14 protein-coding genes are annotated in these 17534 nt (G+C 69.9%); all 14 read right to left on the reverse strand.

What is annotated here, in order from left to right; genetic code table 11:
• Positions 1-24: 24 nt before the first annotated feature.
• A complete protein-coding gene (locus DEJ19_RS10625; protein WP_111234087.1) occupies positions 25-5898 on the reverse strand; it encodes an Ig-like domain-containing protein in 5874 nt (1957 codons plus the stop codon).
• Positions 5895-7307, reverse strand: a complete 1413-nt coding sequence (locus DEJ19_RS10630) for a serine/threonine-protein kinase (RefSeq protein WP_111029234.1) — start codon at positions 7305-7307, stop codon at positions 5895-5897. The genes DEJ19_RS10625 and DEJ19_RS10630 overlap by 4 nt, the downstream gene beginning before the upstream one ends.
• A 130-nt stretch (positions 7308-7437) precedes the next feature.
• Positions 7438-8259, reverse strand: a complete 822-nt coding sequence (locus DEJ19_RS10635; RefSeq protein WP_017885739.1) for a PP2C family protein-serine/threonine phosphatase — start codon at positions 8257-8259, stop codon at positions 7438-7440.
• 3 nt (positions 8260-8262) lie between these two features.
• Complete coding sequence (locus DEJ19_RS10640; protein WP_181441624.1) at positions 8263-9081, reverse strand: FHA domain-containing protein; 819 nt, start codon at positions 9079-9081, stop codon at positions 8263-8265.
• 25 nt (positions 9082-9106) lie between these two features.
• Positions 9107-9652, reverse strand: a complete 546-nt coding sequence (locus DEJ19_RS10645; RefSeq protein WP_111234088.1) for a hypothetical protein — start codon at positions 9650-9652, stop codon at positions 9107-9109.
• A gap of 121 nt (positions 9653-9773) precedes the next feature.
• Entirely contained in the window at positions 9774-10544 is a 771-nt protein-coding gene (locus DEJ19_RS10650) for a YaaA family protein (protein WP_349775282.1), read from the reverse strand.
• A complete protein-coding gene (locus DEJ19_RS10655) occupies positions 10541-10804 on the reverse strand; it encodes a F0F1 ATP synthase subunit epsilon (RefSeq protein ID WP_027465776.1) in 264 nt (87 codons plus the stop codon). Before DEJ19_RS10655 ends, DEJ19_RS10650 begins: the two co-directional genes overlap by 4 nt.
• Position 10805: 1 nt before the next feature.
• Positions 10806-12260 (reverse strand): F0F1 ATP synthase subunit beta, encoded by a 1455-nt coding sequence (atpD, locus tag DEJ19_RS10660; protein WP_017885744.1) that lies wholly within the window; start codon positions 12258-12260, stop codon positions 10806-10808.
• A gap of 47 nt (positions 12261-12307) precedes the next feature.
• Complete coding sequence (locus DEJ19_RS10665) at positions 12308-13210, reverse strand: F0F1 ATP synthase subunit gamma (protein ID WP_027465777.1); 903 nt, start codon at positions 13208-13210, stop codon at positions 12308-12310.
• Complete coding sequence (atpA, locus tag DEJ19_RS10670; protein ID WP_027465778.1) at positions 13211-14839, reverse strand: F0F1 ATP synthase subunit alpha; 1629 nt, start codon at positions 14837-14839, stop codon at positions 13211-13213.
• Positions 14840-14947: 108 nt separating this feature from the next.
• Positions 14948-15742 carry a F0F1 ATP synthase subunit delta gene (locus tag DEJ19_RS10675; protein ID WP_027465779.1) on the reverse strand — a complete coding sequence of 265 codons (795 nt, stop codon included), beginning with the start codon at positions 15740-15742 and terminating at the stop codon, positions 14948-14950.
• 2 nt (positions 15743-15744) lie between these two features.
• Positions 15745-16299, reverse strand: coding sequence for a F0F1 ATP synthase subunit B (locus DEJ19_RS10680; RefSeq protein ID WP_071404610.1), 555 nt, complete (start codon positions 16297-16299; stop codon positions 15745-15747).
• 9 nt (positions 16300-16308) lie between these two features.
• Positions 16309-16551, reverse strand: a complete 243-nt coding sequence (gene atpE / locus DEJ19_RS10685; protein WP_017885749.1) for an ATP synthase F0 subunit C — start codon at positions 16549-16551, stop codon at positions 16309-16311.
• A 61-nt stretch (positions 16552-16612) separates the two neighbouring features.
• A complete protein-coding gene (atpB, locus tag DEJ19_RS10690; protein WP_241660362.1) occupies positions 16613-17473 on the reverse strand; it encodes a F0F1 ATP synthase subunit A in 861 nt (286 codons plus the stop codon).
• Positions 17474-17534: the final 61 nt, after the last annotated feature.

The following is a 17534-nucleotide window of genomic DNA, read 5'->3' on the forward strand; positions in this document are numbered from 1 at the left end:
GGGTCGGGGCAGGTCCGGCGGGCGTCAGCCGCCTGGAGCGGGTTCCGGGGCGGGCTGCTCGGGGGCGGGCTGCTCGGATTCGGGTGCCGCATCGATCGACGCGCTCGGCGGGTTCGGGTCCTCGTGGCCGTCGACGATCGCCGCGACGTACACGTACCGCGAGAGCGGTGTGTCCTCGACCGTCGGCAGGGCGTCCGGCGCGTAGACCGTGCCCTCTCCGCAGAGCTGGTAGTACCGCGAGGCGCAGAAGACGACCCGGTATCCGGTCGGCTGGAGCCCGGCGTTCTGCGGAGGCGCAGTCACCGTCAGTTGTGTCCCGGCCGTCACGGAGTCCGGCAGCGTGGCACGGGTCTGCACCGGGCGCAGCCCGCCCACCGTGGAGCCGTCCCCGCAGAAGTTGGACGTGCTGTCCGCGCAGGCCACCACGGTCACGCTCACCGTCGAGCCGAACGCGGCACCGGTGACCCAGGAGCCGTTCCCGCCGAAGGACACGAGGCCGCCGCCGTTGACCGAGTAGGCGTAGTGGTCGATCGATCCGTTGGGGCTCGGCTGGGCGCGCGGGTTCCGGATGCGGATCGCGTACGTGCCGTCGTCCTCGCTGAACCGCTCGACGCCGATGTCGGCCGACGCGGTCCCCGGAGCGGAGTACCCCTGCACGGACGCCGCACGGCTCGGCGTGCAGAACAGACCGTTGTCGGCAAGCGCGACGTACTGGAAGTTGCCGTTCGAGTTCAGCGTGTCGTTGGCGCTCCCGCCGTCCCAGCGCTTGTCCGAGCCGGTGGTCGAGCAACCGCTCGGAATGTTCACCCCGGGCGGGTACCGCACGATCGTGAGCGTTCGACCGCCCCCGGCCCAGTCGTTCTCGGCCGCACTGAGCGACACGTTGGTCCGCCCGGGCGACACGTCGCGCGACGCGTTCAGCGTCGGGACGCCCGGTGTCCCGACGGCACTGCCGGTGGCGGACGCGGAGTTCCACTGCACGACGGTGCCGTTGCGGTCGGCGTCGTTGCGAGCGGACACGGTGACCTTGTACTGGGCAGCGCTCTGGGCGCCGGTGAACGAGGTGTTCGTGGCGGTGCCGGTGTGCCGCGTGGTCGACAGGCCGGGGCCCTCGATCGTGACGATGTAGTCGTCGACCGCGCTGCCGTTGTTCGGCGCGGACACCTTGCCCCACTTGACGTCGAGCTGGTTCGGTGTCGCCTTGCTCGGCGTGACCGTGATGCCCTTCGGGGGCGCCGGCACGAAGTCCGCACTCATCGGACCCGAACGGGACGAAGGCTTCGAGTCACCGATCGCGTTGGTCGCCACGACCTGGAACCGGTACGACGCCTTCGGGTCGAGTCCGGTCAGCGTGCACACCGTCGCGGTCCCGCAGTTCTTCGAGACGCCGTTTGTCCCGACGACCCGGTAGCCCGTGATGGGCGAGTTGTTGCCCTGCGGGGTCGACCACGTCAGCGTGACCTGACCGCCGTCGTAGGAGCCGGTGCGGGTGGGTGCACCCGGAGCGTCCGGGACGTCCTGCACCGAGATCGTGACGTCGCCCCAGACGTACCGGTCGGGGTCGTTCGTCGCATCCGCCACCTGGTACTGCAGGTGGGCGTCGCCGGGCTTCGCAGTGTCGGCGACCGAGACCTGCAGGCGCGTGCGGTCACCGCTCGGCGTGACGGTGACACCGCTCGGCAGCCCGCCGGACAGCCCGCGGATGTTCACGACGCGCAACCGCTCACCCGGGAACGGGTTGGTCGGCTGGTCGTTCGTGAGCACGTCGATGGTGGTGGTCGCCCCGCGCTTCGTCACCGACCGGTCCGCACCGGGCTGGACCACCGGACGGGTGGAGGCGACGACGCCGACGGTGACGGTGCCGGCGCGACCGGTGTTGGCGTCGTCCGCGACACCGATCCCGATCGACGCGGTGGTGTTCTTCTTCGCGGTGTCGGCGACCGAGATCGTGAGCTGCTGCTTCGCGATCGAGGCGGTCGTCCCCGCGGCGGGCCGGCCGACGATCGAGTACCGGAGCTCGGGCAGGTCCCGGGGGTACGGGTAGTCGGTCAGCTTCGTCAGGTCGATCTTGCGCGTCTCGCCCGGCTGCATCTCGACCGAGGAGCCCGTGAACGCCGGCGGCTGGTTCGACCGGGGCGTGACCGTGATCGGGAGCACGAGCGTGGCGACGCGCCCCTTGCCGCCGTTCGCCGACGAGCCGTCGGTCACCTCGAACGAGATCGACGCCTTGCCGTAGTAGAGCTTCGACGACGTGAACTGCAGCGTCGACGAGTCCACCACCAGACTCTGCCCGTTGGCGTGGGTGGCCTTGACCGTGCCTCGGTCGGTGATCTTCGCGGTCTCGCCGTTCGCCGTCACGACGAAGTCCTGCAGCGGGATGCGGACGGTGGCCTCGCTCTTCACCGTGACCGCACCGGCGCTGCGGTTGATCTGGGGCAGGGCGTCGTCGAAGCCCGGCACGTTGATGAAGCCGTAGGAGACGATGTCCGGGTGGTCGGCCCGGGCGACCGAGAACGGGATCACCTGCGAGTCGTCGGTCAACCGGACGGTGATGCGGCCGTCGTCGGTGGGCGTCGCGGTGTCGCCGTAGCCGGGGACGACCCCGACCCGGAGGTCGGCCGCGGTGCCCTCGGCGAAGAAGACGTTGTCGAGCACGTCGACGGTCACGCTCTGCCGGTGCAGGATGTCCTGCAGGTCGAGGGTCGTGTCGTCGACCTCGGGCCGGAGCGGCTGGGCGTCGGGGTCGACGGTCACCGTGAGGAAGGCCGTGCTCGACCCCCCGCTGCTGTTCGCGACGGTGTAGAGCACCGCGAAGTCACCGCTCTTCGCCGACTCCGGAGGCGTGACGCGGATCTGCTGCTTCCGGAGGACCTTGGCGGTGACGTCCTCTGCCGTCGGCTCGGCCTGCGCGACGGTCAGCTGCCCGCCTTCGGGGTCGGAGTCGTTCTGCAGGACGCGCACCGTCACCGACCCACCGGGGCGGATCGTGACGTGGTCGGCCTCGGCCACGGGGTTCGAGGCCTGCTCGGCGCGGGGAGCGATGCCGACCCGCACGGTGCCGGTGGCGCGGGCCCCGAGGGCGTCGACGACGGTGTAGGTGAACTCGTCGGTGCCGGCCGAGTAGTCGCCCGCCTCGTAGGTCAGGGCGTCCGAGGCGACGTCCGAGACGGACCCCTTGTCGGGGTTGGAGCCCACGCCGACCAGCTGGACGGAGTCGCCGTCCGGGTCGATCCCGTTCAACGGCACGCTGACACGCACCGATGACCCGGCGACGACACGCGCGGTGACGGTCTGCGGGACGGGCGGGTTGTTCGTGGCGGCGTCGCGTTCGCGCACCGAGATCGACACCGCGGCGTCGGCGTACTGGCCGTCCGGGCCGGCGACCCGGTAGACGGCGGTGTAGTTGCCCGGCGTCTTCGGGGCGAGGTACCGCAGGTGGTCGCCGGAGACGAACAGCAGACCGCCGTCGCCGGGGACGTTCTGCACCAGTTCGGGCTGCAGCGTCAACGGCTCGCCCTCGGGCTGGGTGTCGTTGTCGAGCACGTCGACGTTCGCGACGTCGCCGACACGCACGGTGGCGCTGTCCGGCTGGGCGACCGGTGGCTGGATGCGGTCGGGCTTCGGGATCTCGACGACCGTGATCGTGCCGGGTGACGACGCCAGGCCGTTCGTCTCCGTGTACCCGAACGAGACCGGGCCGTCGAGGGGCGCCGTGAGCGTGACACGGACCGTGTGCTGGTCGAGGATGCTCGCCTGCACACCGCTGCCCCGTGGAGGTCCGTCGAGCCCCGTCACGAGCAGCACGCCGCCCGCCGGGTCGATGTCGGTCGCGGTGACGTCCGTGTCCTTGGTGGACAGGGTGTTCACGAACACCGTCTTCGGCGTGGTGATCGGCGCCGTCGAGGCGTCCGGTGGCGCGAGGACGGTCACCCGGACGATGCCGCTCGAGGTCTTCACGCCGTCGGTCACCGTGTACTCGAGCTGGTGGTCGCCCGCCCGCTCCCCCTGCACCCGGAATGTCCCGGCGTCGTAGCTCGGGGTGACGGTGAGCCCGGACGCCGACGACACGCTCGTCAGCGTCACGGTGCCGTTGCCACCGCGCACGTGGTCGAGCGGCTCGACCGTGAAGGCCTTGCCGGCGTACCCGGACACCGGGAACGGATCGGCGCGCAGCGGGACGGTGCCCTGCTTGGCGACCCGGACCGTCACGGCACCCCGACCGTCGGCGCGACCGTCGCTCACGACCAGCTGCACGGAGCGCTCACCGGTCCGGCCGCTGTCGTTCCGGAAGTCGAGCAGGCCGTCCGGTGTGGTGGACACCCGGTCACCGTTCGACGCGGTCGCCGACTCCAGGTACACCGGGTCGCCGTCCGGGTCGACCCAGTCGCCGAGGACGTTCGAGACGACGTGCCCGTTCTGGACGACGTCGGCCGAGGTGTCACGGACCTGCCGCGGCGCCTCGTTCTGACTGTCGGGGCGCACGCTGATCCGGACGGTCGCGGTGTCCGATCCGCCGTTGCCGTCGGTGATCGTGTACGGGAACGTCACGGTCCCGGTGGCGCGCGACGACAGCGTGACCTGCAGGCGTTGACCGTCGCCGACGATCGCGACGCGGCCGGCGGACTTCGAGATGGTGCCGACCTCGCTCACGATGATCGGGTCACCGTTCGGGTCGTAGTCGTTCAGCAGGACCGGGAGGCTCGTGGTGCGTCCCGGACGAGCGCCCAGTTCGTCGTCCACCGCCACCGGCGGCTTCTGGTCCTTGTCGACCTCGGGGTCGTCGTCGGAGACCTGCTCCTGCTGCTGCTCGTCGTCCTGCTTGATCAGGTCGGCCCAGTTGTCGATGAGCTGCCCGCTCCGGTCGATCGCCCAGGAACGGCCGCTCGTCGGGTCGTTGGCGACGACGGTGTCTCCGTTGTGCAGGATCTGCAGTTCGCTCGTGCCGCCGGTGCTCGCCAGCCGCTGCAGCGCGTTGCCGTCACACGTGTCGATCGCCTGCCCGCCCGCCCACGCCGCGTACGTGCAGGAGCCGTCGACGTAGGGCCGCGCGGCTCGTCCGGCCACCTGGAGCGCGGTGGCGTCCACGGTGCCGGAGGCGCTGACACGGACCAGGCCCGCCGTGCCCGCGACCGTGACCTGGGCCGTGCTGTCGGAGGACCGCTGGAGGGCCGGCGACGACCCGACCCGGTCGCCGAGTTCGACGGTGCGGCCGTCGACCGACAGGGCACCGCTCGTGCGGTCGAGCACGGCGAGGTGCCCGTCGAACGTGGCGACCTGGAAGTCGTCGCCCCGGTCCATGTCGACCTTCCACCGTTCGGCGACGGTGAGTGTCGTGCCGACGTCGACCAGCGACGCCGTCCCGGTCTTCGCGGAGTAGACCGCGACGTGGCCGTCGGAGGCGTCGAAGACGGTGTCGGCGCCCAGGGTCAGGTCTGCCTTGGCCGACGCGTCGAACTCGGCGAGGTCGTTCGCGGGGGTCGCCCAGAGCTCGCCCGTGTCGGCGTTGCCGATGACCGCGGTGTCGCCCGCGAAGAAGACCTGCGGCGTCCCCGCCGGCAGCGTGATCGCATCACCCACGGTGGCGTCGGCGACGTCGACCCGGGCGACCGTGCCCTTCGTCTCGTCCACGCTGTAGACGGTGTAGCCGCGCTGCAGCACGGACAGGTCGTCACTGGCCGTCTCGACGGCGGTGTTGAGTTGCAGGATGCCGGTGTTCGCCCGGCCGACCGCGCCGTACTCGGCCGAGGGCACCCAGACCGTGCCGTCGCCGAGGTCGACGCGTTGCGTGTGGTACCCGGTGGAGACGATGGCGGTGGTCGCGACGACGGCGGCGACGAGCACCGAGGCACCGGTCGTCACGGCGGCGGAGCGGTGCTTCGCGAGGAGGGCGCGGATCACCCGGCACTCCCGATCGTCGCGCACTTCTGCGCGCTCGCGGCACCCGTCTTGCCGTCGCGGTTCACGGCGACGGCGATGCACTCCTCGTCGCCGCGCTCGCCCGAGACGACGAACGTCGTGCCGGTCTGCTGGCTCGACGACCCGTTGGACGAGATGACGTAGGTGTCGCCGCTGCGCAACCCGGGGTCGGTCCAGCTGAAGGACACGGACTGCGGCGACGGCTCGGCTCGGACCTCGGCCACGACCGGGATCGCCCCGGCGCCGAGCCGACCGACGACGACGACCGTGGCGATCGCGAGGGCGGCGACCACGACGACGGCGAGGGACGTCGCCCAGACCAGGGTCGAACGGGTTCGGCGCCGGGCACGGGTCACGGACCCGGTGCGGTGCACGGTGCCGACGCTGTGCGAACCCCCGGCCACGACCCCACCCTGCACCGCACGGCGGGTCCGACGACGCCCGCCGACCCGGGTGGGTGGCTGCAGCTCACGGATCACGGTGCGCTCACCGTGCGGGGTCGGCGTCGAGATCGCCCAGGCCTCGACCGCGACGTCGGCGGACGTCTGCGGGATGCCGAGCTCGGCCTCGACCTGCTGGAACCCGCGGACGAGTTCGATCACCGTCGCGGGGCGTCCCTGCGGCTTGCGGGACAGCGCCGAGGCGAGCAGGCGCTCCAGCGAGGGCGGCACGTCGGTGCGACCGGTGGGCTTCACGCCGCCCTTGTCGATCCGGTGCATCAGGTCGTTCGCACCGTTCTTGCCGCCGCGGATCTCGAACGGGCTGCGCCCGGCGAGGAGCGAGTACACGGTCGCCGCGAGGGAGTACACCTCGGACTGGATCGTGCCGCGCGACTCGTCGATCAGGACCTCGGGCGCGGACCACGGGATCGACATGCCGATCGGCTCGTCGGGGTCGGTACCCCCGATCGTCGCGGCGATGCCGAAGTCGGAGAGCACGGGGTTGCCGTAGGCCGTCAGCAGGATGTTCGACGGCTTGATGTCGCGGTGCAGCACGCCCTCGCGGTGTGCGGTCTCGAGCGCCGACCCGATGCGGATGCCGATCGACAGCACCTCGGACACCGGGATCGGTTCGCGGCGGTAGCGCTCACTGAGGGACGAGGAGCAGAGCTCCATGACCAGGTAGGGCCGGCCGTCGGCGGCGACGCTGGCCTGGAGGACGGTGAGGATCGACGGGTGCGTGCTGAGCCGGGCCATCAGGTTGGCCTCGGCCTGGAACATCTGCCGGACGCGGTCGTCGACGACCTCGTCCAGCAGCACCTTCACCGCGACCTGTCGTCGGGGCATGTCCTGCTCGTAGAGGAAGACGTCGGCGAAGCCACCGGACCCGAGGACGTGCACGGGACTGAAACCGCCGATCACGGGCGGGTTGGACGGCAGGCGTCTCGCCATGGTCCTCTCCTCCCCCGGCCGAGCGGCCAGCTCTCTCGACGTGGCCATGTCATTGTACGAAGCGTGGGTGACCGACATTCCGCACGCCGATCCCCCACAGCTCGACGTGTTCCCCCAGTTCGGGGGCCAGCTAGTGGCGCGGCAGCGTGTCCTCGAGGTCGCCGTCGTCCGGTGCGGCATCGACCTGCAGCACCACCACGGTCACGTTGTCACGACCGCCGGCCACGACGGCGTCGCCGACGAGGCGCTCTGCCAGGTCCTGCGCGCCCGGCTCACGTGCCGCGATGCGCGCGATCCCGGCGTCGCCGAGCTCCTTGGTGAGCCCGTCGGAACAGACGATGTAGCGGTCGCCGGCCCGCAGGGGCAGGGTCCACCAGTCCGGCGCCGGCGGTTCGCCGAAGCCGACCGCACGCGTGATGACGTTGCTGTCCGGGTGCTGCTCGGCGTCCTCGGCACGAAGCAGGCCGGCGTCCACCATCTCCTGCACCACCGAGTGGTCGACGGTGACCCGGCGGAGCACACCGTCCTCGATGCGGTAGGTGCGGGAGTCGCCGACGTTGAACACGAGCGCCGCGGGCTGTCCGAGCGACGCCACGAGCGCGATCCCGGTGACGGTGGTGCCCGCGCCGATGGCGTTGCCGCCGGCTGCACGCTCGATGTCCGCGGTCGCGAGGAGCAGTGCACGCTGGATGCCCTGACGCGTGGTGAACGGTTCGGCCGTCACCTGCTCGAGCCGACGCACGACCGCGTCGCTGGCACGGTCGCCCGCGAGGTGCCCGCCCATGCCGTCGGCGACGACGAAGAACGGCGCGCCCACGATGTAGCTGTCCTCGTTGTGGTCACGCCGCCGACCGACGTCGGTCGCGGCTCCCCACGAGAGTGTCAGGGTGGCGCCGTCGGCACCGGGGACATCGATGGCGTGCGCAGTGGCTGCTCGGCCGAGTTCGGTCACGTGTCAGGATCGCTCTCTGGTGGGTCGGGGCGTGCCGTGTGCTGTCTGATCGGAGGGCCACGGGGGAACCGGAGGCAGCCCCTCTGCCGTCGGTGCGACCCGGAGGTACGGCGAGAGGACCTCGATGGCGTTGCCGTCACCGATCTCGACTACCGTACCCGTCAGCGCGACGATCGACGCACCCGACGCCATGCGGTAGGCGGGTGCCCCGGCCGGGCGGACGACGGTCCCGTTGGTGGACCGGAGGTCCTGCACGACGACGGCTTCGCCCTCGGCGTGCATCCGGACGTGGGACGACGACACCTGCCCGTACGTCGACCGCACGGTCACGAGTTCGGGCTGCGGGCCACGGGTGACCCGCGGCAGCGACGGCCGTCGCCCGATGACCACCGGGTGGTCGAGCCGGAAGGTGCGGTCGCCGATGCGGATCGAGGGCACGCGTGCCGTGGGGGCGGCGGGCACCGCCGGGACGGCCGGGAGGCCCGGGGCGGCACCCAGGAACGGGCTCGGCCCGGCACCGGGTTGCGCCGGCACCCGGACGACGGTGTCCTCCGGATCGACGTCATCCACCGCTGCGGGTGGCTGGTCGGTTGCCCCGGCCGCGGGCCGGATGACCGTGTCACCGAGGACCCCGTCGTCGGAACCGGGGTCGGAGTCGGAGTCGGGACCGGCTCCCGGGACGACGGGACCTGCGCGCCGGATGACGGTGTCGTCGACGGCGTCCGCCGTTCGGTCGCCCAGCGATCGTCGGGGTCGCCGGATGACGGTGTCCTCGATGTCGTCGTCGTACAACCGGAGCCCTCCCAGTGTGGTCTCCCCCACCGTAGACGATCCGGTCGAGCCCACGTCATCGACGCTCCCACGACGGCCCGCTGCCCGCGACGACCGAGCGCAGGACGAGCCCCGCGAGCGGGTCGTCCGCGCGGGTCTCGAGGGCGTACCGGGCACGCGTCTCCGCCCGGGCCCACGACCCGAGCGCCCACGCACACCAGGCGCCGAGCGACAGGGCGCCGGCAGCGCCCGACGATCCGTCGAACGGGCCGTCCTGCGCCCGCCACACGCGCCACGCATCGGCACACCGGTCACCGGCGAGCCGCACGCGGGCCCGATCGGGAGCCGGGCCGAAACCGTGGAGCGCCGGCGGTGTCGGGTCCGCGAAGGGGTCGAACACCCGGATCGACCGGGGATCGGGCGTGCCCTGCGCCGCGATGAACGGCACCAGGGCCATCCGGGGCGCGAGTGCGCCGCACGCGGTCACCACGGCCGTCGCAGCGGCCGTCGACAGGTCGGCGCGACCGGGCGCGACCAGCGCGGCCGCCGCAGCGGGGAGGGTGACCGCCGCGGCGATCTCGCGAGGGAAACGGACTGCGGAGCCGGGGCCGGACTGTGCCATGAGAGGGATCATGCACGCCATCGAAACGTGCTGGGAGCCTCCAGGCAGGGTCGCCCCGACCATCTGTGGACCGGAGCGAGCCCGCTCACGCCTGTGGAGGACGAGCCGACCCGGCACCCGCTCAGGCGACGACGGGCTCCAGGCTCTCGGCGACCAGGTCCCAGCCACCCTCGTTGCGCTCGACGACCACGCCGTTCGCGGCCGCCCAACCGACCAGGTCGTCCATGCTGCCGATGCTCGCGCCGGTGCGGGCGAGCAGCGCCACCAGGCGACCCTTCGCGGTCTTGTTCCAGTGGTTCAGCGCACGACGACGACCGGAGCCGTCGACGCTCACCACCCGTGGTGCCACTGCTCCGGACACGGGACCGAGCTGCCGGTACCCCTCGGACCGCAGGTCGAGCACCAGGCCGTCCGCACGGGACAGCAGGGAACGGGTCGACACCGCGGGCCAGTGCGCGGCCAACCGGATCGAGCCGAGCCGGGAGTCGTGTGAGAGCCGGTACGCCGGGATCGGGTCACCGGCACCGATCGGACCGAACATCGCGGACTGCACGATCACGTGTTCCGCCCACCACGCACGGGTCGCCGCATCCGCGTCCTGCGCGCCCAACGGGTCGTAGAGGACCCCGGTGTACCGCTCGATCGCGGGCATGGTGCCCGAGGTGTCGAGCTCGAGGTTCCGGAGCCGCTCGGCGATCGACTTCGGACCGAGCTTGAGCGCCGTCCTGGCCGAGGACTCCTCGGAACTGACGAAGCGGGCCGCGGTGATCACCGCGGCCCGCTCATCGGCCAGTTCCGGGAACGAGAGTGCACGCAGATCGAGCGTGCGGCTCGTGTCCCCACCCTCCCGCTTCGTCTCCGAAGGCGGGAGCAGGACGGTCAGTCCGGTCAGGACGCCAGCGCGGCCTGCCGCGCGACGATCGTCACCGTGTCGTGCTCGACCGACAGGAAGCCGTCCTCGGCGTCGACCGCGACGGTCGACCCATCGGCCCGCGTGATGCGGACCTGACCCTGCGCCAGGATCGCGAGCATCGGCTCGTGTCCGGCGAGGATGCCGATCTGGCCCTCTGTCGTCCGTGCGACGACCATGGTGGTGTCGCCCGACCAGACCTCACGGTCGGCCGAGACGACGCTCACGCTGAGACCCGCCATGTCAGCGGTTCTCCTTCTGGATCTGAGCCCACTTCTCTTCCACGTCGTTGATGCCACCGACGTTGAAGAACGCCTGGGTCGCAACGTGGTCGAACTCGCCGTCGGCGATGGCGCGGAAGGACTCGATGGTGTCCTTGAGCGGCACCGTGGAGCCCTCGACACCCGTGAACTTCTTCGCCATGTAGGTGTTCTGCGAGAGGAACTGCTGGATACGACGAGCGCGCTCGACCGTGATCTTGTCCTCTTCGGAGAGCTCGTCGACACCGAGGATGGCGATGATCTCCTGCAGTTCCTTGTTCTTCTGGAGGATCTGCTTGACGCGCGTGGCCGTCTCGTAGTGGTCGGCACCCAGGTAGCGCGGGTCCATGATGCGCGACGTCGAGGCCAGCGGGTCGATCGCGGGGTACAGACCCTGCGATGCGATCTCACGGGAGAGCTCGGTCGTCGCGTCGAGGTGCGCGAACGTGGTGGCCGGAGCCGGGTCGGTGTAGTCGTCAGCCGGCACGTAGATCGCCTGCAGCGAGGTGATCGAGTGACCACGCGTCGAGGTGATGCGCTCCTGGAGCACACCCATCTCGTCGGCGAGGTTGGGCTGGTAACCCACGGCGGACGGCATGCGGCCGAGCAGCGTCGAGACCTCGGAGCCGGCCTGCGTGAAGCGGAAGATGTTGTCGATGAAGAGGAGCACGTCCTGCTTCTGGACATCGCGGAAGTACTCCGCCATCGTCAGCGCCGACAGGGCCACGCGGAGACGCGTTCCCGGCGGCTCGTCCATCTGGCCGAACACGAGGGCCGTCTTGTCGAAGACACCCGCCTCTTCCATCTCACCGATGAGGTCGTTGCCCTCACGGGTGCGCTCCCCGACACCGGCGAACACCGAGACACCACCGTGGTCCTGCGCGACGCGCTGGATCATCTCCTGGATGAGGACGGTCTTGCCGACGCCCGCACCACCGAAGAGGCCGATCTTGCCACCCTGCACGTACGGGGTGAGGAGGTCGATGGACTTGATGCCGGTCTCGAACATCGAGGTCTTGGACTCGAGCTGGTCGAAGGCCGGGGCCTTGCGGTGGATCGGCCAGCGCTCGGTGATCTCGAGCTTCTCGTCCGTGTTGAGCACGTTCCCGAGGACGTCGAAGACCTTGCCCTTGGTGACGTCGCCGACGGGGACCGAGATCGGAGCGCCCGAGTCACGGACCTCCTGGCCACGGACCAGGCCGTCGGTCGGCTTCAGGGAGATGGCACGGACGAGGTCGTCGCCGAGGTGCTGCGCGACCTCGAGGCCGATCTCCTGCGACGAGTCACCGATGGTGATGGTCGTGAACAGGAGGTTGTACATCTCCGGGATTGCGTCGTGGGGGAACTCGATGTCGACGACGGGGCCCGTGACACGGGCGATCCGGCCGACACCGGGCGCCGACGACGTCTCGACCGCGGTGGTTGCGGTGTCGGTCATGGCTGGTGCCTTCCTGAGGGTGGGTATCTGTCCGCGAACGACGCGGACTACTTCTTCTTCGACGAGAGGGCGTCGGCGCCGCCGACGATCTCGGAGATCTGCTGGGTGATCTCCGCCTGACGCGCGTTGTTCGCGAGTCGGGTGAAGTCACGGATCAGCGAGTCGGCGTTGTCGCTGGCCGCCTTCATCGCCTTCTGACGCGCGGCGTGCTCGGAAGCAGCCGACTGCAGCATGGCGTTGAAGATGCGGCTCTCGATGTAGACCGGGAGCAGCGAGTCGAGCACCGCATCGGCGTCCGGCTCGAACTCGTAGAGCGGCAGGGGCTCGTTGCCCTCGGGCTCGTCGATGCCCTCGACGACCTCGAGGGGCAGCAGGCGAACGACCTGCGGCTCCTGGGTCGCCAGGCTGATGAACCGGTTGAACACGATGTGGATCTCGTCCACGCCGCCGTCAGCGGTGTCCTGGAGGAACTTCGCCACGACGGCGTCGCCGATCTCCTTGGCCGTCGAGAACTCCGGCTGGTCGGTGTTGCCGACCCACTGCTGCTCGGACGGACGCTCACGGAACGCGAAGTACCCGACGGACTTGCGGCCGACCAGGTAGTAGACGACGTCCTTGCCCTCGCTGCGGAGCAGGGAGGCGAGCTCCTCGCCCTGCTTGAGGACGTTCGTGCTGAACGCGCCGTTCAGGCCGCGGTCCGAGGTGAAGAGCACGACGGCTGCACGGGTCGACGACTCCGGCTCTGTGGTCAGCACGTGGTCGACGTTCGAGAACGTCGCCACGGCCGACACCGCACGCGTGACGGCCCGCGAGTACGGACCGGACGCAGCCATGCGGGCCTGCGCCTTCTGGATCCGCGACGCCGAGATCAACTCCATGGCGCGGGTGACCTTCTTCGTGGTCTTCGCCGACTTGATCCGCTGGCGGTAGACCCGGACCTGCGCTGCCATCTAGCGACGACCCTTGACGATCTGCTCCTGGTCGACGTCCTCGGCGTCAGCCGCGTCGAACTGCTCGGAGCCGAGGGTCTTGCCGTCGCTCGTCTGGAAGCTCTTCGTGAACTCGTCGATCTGCTTGTCCATCTCGGCGACGGTCTCGTCGCTGAGCTGGTTCGTCTCGCGCAGCGTCGTGAGGACGTCGGAGTTGCGACGCAGGTGGTCGAGCAGTTCGGACTCGAAGCGGAGCACGTCCGGCACCGGGACGGTGTCGAGCTTGCCGTTCGTGCCGGCCCAGATCGAGACGACCTGCTCCTCGACCGGGTACGGCGAGTACTGCGGCTGCTTGAGGAGCTCGGTCAGACGCGCACCGCGCTCCAGCTGACGACGCGAAGCCTGGTCGAGGTCGGACGCGAACATCGCGAACGCCTCGAGCGAGCGGTACTGCGCCAGCTCGAGCTTCAGCGTGCCGGAGACCTTCTTGATCGACTTCACCTGGGCGTCACCACCGACGCGGGACACCGAGATGCCCACGTCGACGGCCGGACGCTGGTTCGCGTTGAAGAGGTCCGACTGCAGGAAGATCTGGCCGTCGGTGATGGAGATGACGTTGGTCGGGATGTACGCCGAGACGTCGTTCGCCTTGGTCTCGATGATCGGGAGACCCGTCATCGAACCGGCGCCGAGCTCGTCGGACAGCTTCGCGCAACGCTCCAGCAGACGGGAGTGCAGGTAGAAGACGTCACCCGGGTAGGCCTCGCGGCCCGGCGGACGACGCAGGAGGAGCGACACCGCACGGTAGGCCTCGGCCTGCTTCGACAGGTCATCGAAGATGATGAGGACGTGCTTGCCCTGGTACATCCAGTGCTGGCCGATGGCCGAGCCGGTGTACGGGGCGAGGTACTTGAAGCCGGCCGGGTCGGAGGCCGGAGCGGCGACGATGGTGGTGTACTCCATCGCACCGGCGTCCTCGAGCGCACCCTTGACGGAGGCGATCGTGGAGCCCTTCTGACCGATGGCGACGTAGATGCAGCGAACCTGCTTCTCCTCGTCGCCGGACTCCCAGTTGGCCTTCTGGTTGATGATCGTGTCGATCGCGATGGCCGTCTTGCCGGTCTGGCGGTCGCCGATGATCAGCTGACGCTGACCACGGCCGACGGGGATCATCGCGTCGATGGCCTTGATGCCGGTCTGCAGCGGCTGGTGGACCGACTTGCGAGCCATGACGCCGGGAGCCTGGAGCTCGAGGGCACGACGGCCCTCGGCGGCGATCTCGCCGAGGCCGTCGATCGGGGCGCCGAGCGGGTCGACGACGCGACCGAGGAAGGCGTCGCCGACGGGGGCGGAGAGGACCTCACCCGTGCGGGTGACCTCCATGCCCTCCTCGATGCCGCCGAACTCGCCGAGCACGATGGCGCCGATCTCGTCTTCATCGAGGTTCTGCGCCAGGCCGAGCGTGCCGTCCGCGAAGCGGATGAGCTCGTTCGCCATGACGCCGGGGAGACCCTCGACGTGGGCGATGCCGTCACCGGCGTCGGTGACGTGCCCGACCTCGGCCGTGGAGGCCTTCGTCGGCTCGTAGTTCGAGACGAAGTCCTTCAGGGCATCACGGATCTCATCGGGGCTGATGGTGATGTCTGCCATGGGATTTTCCTTGTGGTTTTCCGGGGCCCTTCGGCTCCGAGAGGGTGACGCTGCCGGACTCGGCAGTTCCCGTTGTGGACTTGGGGAGGAGCGGCTTCGACCGTACGCCTAGCCGGCGAGCTGGAGCCGGAGCTCCGAGAGTCGCGTGGACACGGTGCCGTCGATGACGTCGCCGCCGATCTGCACCCGGACCCCGCCGACGACCGTGGGGTCGACGACCTGGTTGATGCTGATGTCCTTGCCGTACCGCTCGGACAGACCGCGCGTGACGCGGGCCGACTGGGCGGGGGTCAGTGGCGTCGCCGTGACGACGGTCGCGACGAGCTTGCCGGCCTGCTCGGCCACGATGCGCGAGGCATCACGGACGATCTCACCGATGCGGCGGCCGCGGGGCTGCTGCACCAGGGCCGACACGATCGTGATCGTCTGCTCCGAGGCCTTGGCACCGAGGAGCCGCTCGACGAGCGCGCCCTTCTGCTCGGGGCTGCCGAGCTTGGTGCCGAGCGCCAGCTCGAGGCCGGCGTCCGAGCGGACGGCGGTCTCGAAGGCGAACAGCTCCGACTCGATCGACGAGTCCGGACCCGCGGTGGCGGCGACGGCGCGGATGCCCGCGTCCTCGATGCCCGCGAGCAGGTCCTGCTGCGAGGACCAGCGCGAGCCGGCCACCGCGGTCAGGACCGCACGCGTCGCGTCCGACTGTCCGGCGAAGACACGGTCGATGAGGACCTTCTTGCCGGCCGCGTCGGCCGTGGGGTCGGACAGCAGCCCGAGCAGCTGCGGCGCACCGGCGATCGCACGCCCGGAGGCGAGGATCTCGGCACCCGCGGCCAGGCCGGCGCTCGGACCGAGGTCCGACAGCACCGCCCTGGTGGACGCGAGTGCTTCTCTGGTAGCGCTGCGCATGCTCAGTGCTCCCCCGTCTTCGTGGCCTGCGAGGCCTCGAGGTCGGCGAGGAAGCGGTCGACCACTGCGGTCGACTTGGCGTCGTCCTTGAGGGATTCACCGATCACACCGGACGCGAGGTCCAGCGCGAGGGTGCCCACTTCGGACCGGAGTGCCTGGACGGCGCTCTGGCGCTCGGCCTCGATCTGCGCCTGGGCGTTGGCCGTGATGCGTGCTGCATCGGCGGCCGCCTGCTCGCGGACCTCGTTGCCGATCGCCGTGGCGTCGGCGCGGGCCTGCTCACGGATGCGCGAAGCCTCGGCACGTGCGTCAGCGAGCTGCTTGTTGTACTCGTCGAGCGCAGCAGCGGCCTGCTCCTGAGCGGCCTCGGCCTTCTTGATGCCGCCCTCGATGGCCTCGGTGCGCTCATCGAGCATCTTCGTGATGCGCGGCGTGACGACACGCCACATCACCAGGAAGATGATGACGAAGGCAAGCGCCGACCAGACGACGTCGTACAACGGCGGGATCAGCGGGTTGTGCGTCTCCTCCGCCGCGATGATGAGTGCGTTGTGCATCGAGGAGCCTTAGTTGGTGCCGGTGAAGATGAAGTACGTGGCGATACCGATGAAGGCCAGGGCCTCGGTGAAGGCGATACCGATGTACATGAGGGTCGTCAGGCGGCCCTGGAGCTCGGGCTGGCGAGCGACGGACTCGATCGTCTTACCGACGACGATGCCGACACCGATGGCCGGGCCGATCGCTGCGAGGCCGTAGCCAACCGTCGCGATGTTGCCGTTGATCTCCGCGAGAACGGTCGTTGCGTCCACGTGTTTTCCTTTCGAGGTGCGGGTCCGACGGTCGCCGGTCCCGTAGGGGGTCAGTGAGGAATCAGTGCTCGTCAGCCAGCGCCAGCTGGATGTAGACGGCGGTGAGGAGCATGAAGACGTAGGCCTGCAGCAGCGCGACGAGGACCTCGAAGAAGCTGAACGCGATGCCGAACGCGATGGTCCCGACGCCGAAGGCCTTGAAGCCGAGCGAAGCGTCGAAGAAGAAGAACTGCGTGGCCGAGAAGAACAGCACGAGGAGCAGGTGCCCCACGACCATGTTCATCAGGAGTCGCAGCGTCAGGGTGACGGGACGGAGCACGAAGGTGGAGACGAGCTCGATCGGCGTCACGATGATGTACAGCGGCCACGGCACCCCGGGCGGGAAGAGCGAGTTCTTGAGGAACGTGCCCGGGTGCTTGCGGAGGCCGGCGTAGATGAAGGCGAGGTACGCGACGATCGCCAGGATCATCGGCATCGCGATGCGGCTGGTGCCGGCGAGGTTCATGAACGGGACCAGACCGGTCAGGTTCATGAAGAGCACGCCGAAGAAGATCGTCGCCAGGAGCGGCAGGAAGCGCTTGCCGTCCTTCTCTCCGAGGTTGTCGAAGGTGTTGCGACGGACGACGTCGAACGCGTACTCGATGAACGCCTGACCGCGGTTCGGCACGAGCTTCAGTGCACGGGTGCCCACGAACGCGAACACCAGGAGCACGGCGACGGCGAAGAAACGGATGAGGACGAGCCGATCGATCTCGAACGGCGTCCCGGCGAAGAAGATCGCATCCGGGAAGAACTCGTTGATCGACGGACCATGGAACTCGGCGGCCTTGCTGCTCCCCGCCGCGACGGTGTCAACCGCAGCGGAGAGGGACAGGGGAAGAGCGTGGGATAGCAGCGCTGTCTCCTGTGTCGGCGCGCGCACATCATGGCACGCGATGGTGGACGTTGTGGAGGCTCGTCCGCCCCGAGCGAAAGGCTCCGGT

The sequence above is a fragment of the Curtobacterium sp. MCSS17_016 genome (assembly GCF_003234255.2).
GTDB classification, from domain to species: Bacteria; Actinomycetota; Actinomycetes; order Actinomycetales; family Microbacteriaceae; genus Curtobacterium; species Curtobacterium flaccumfaciens.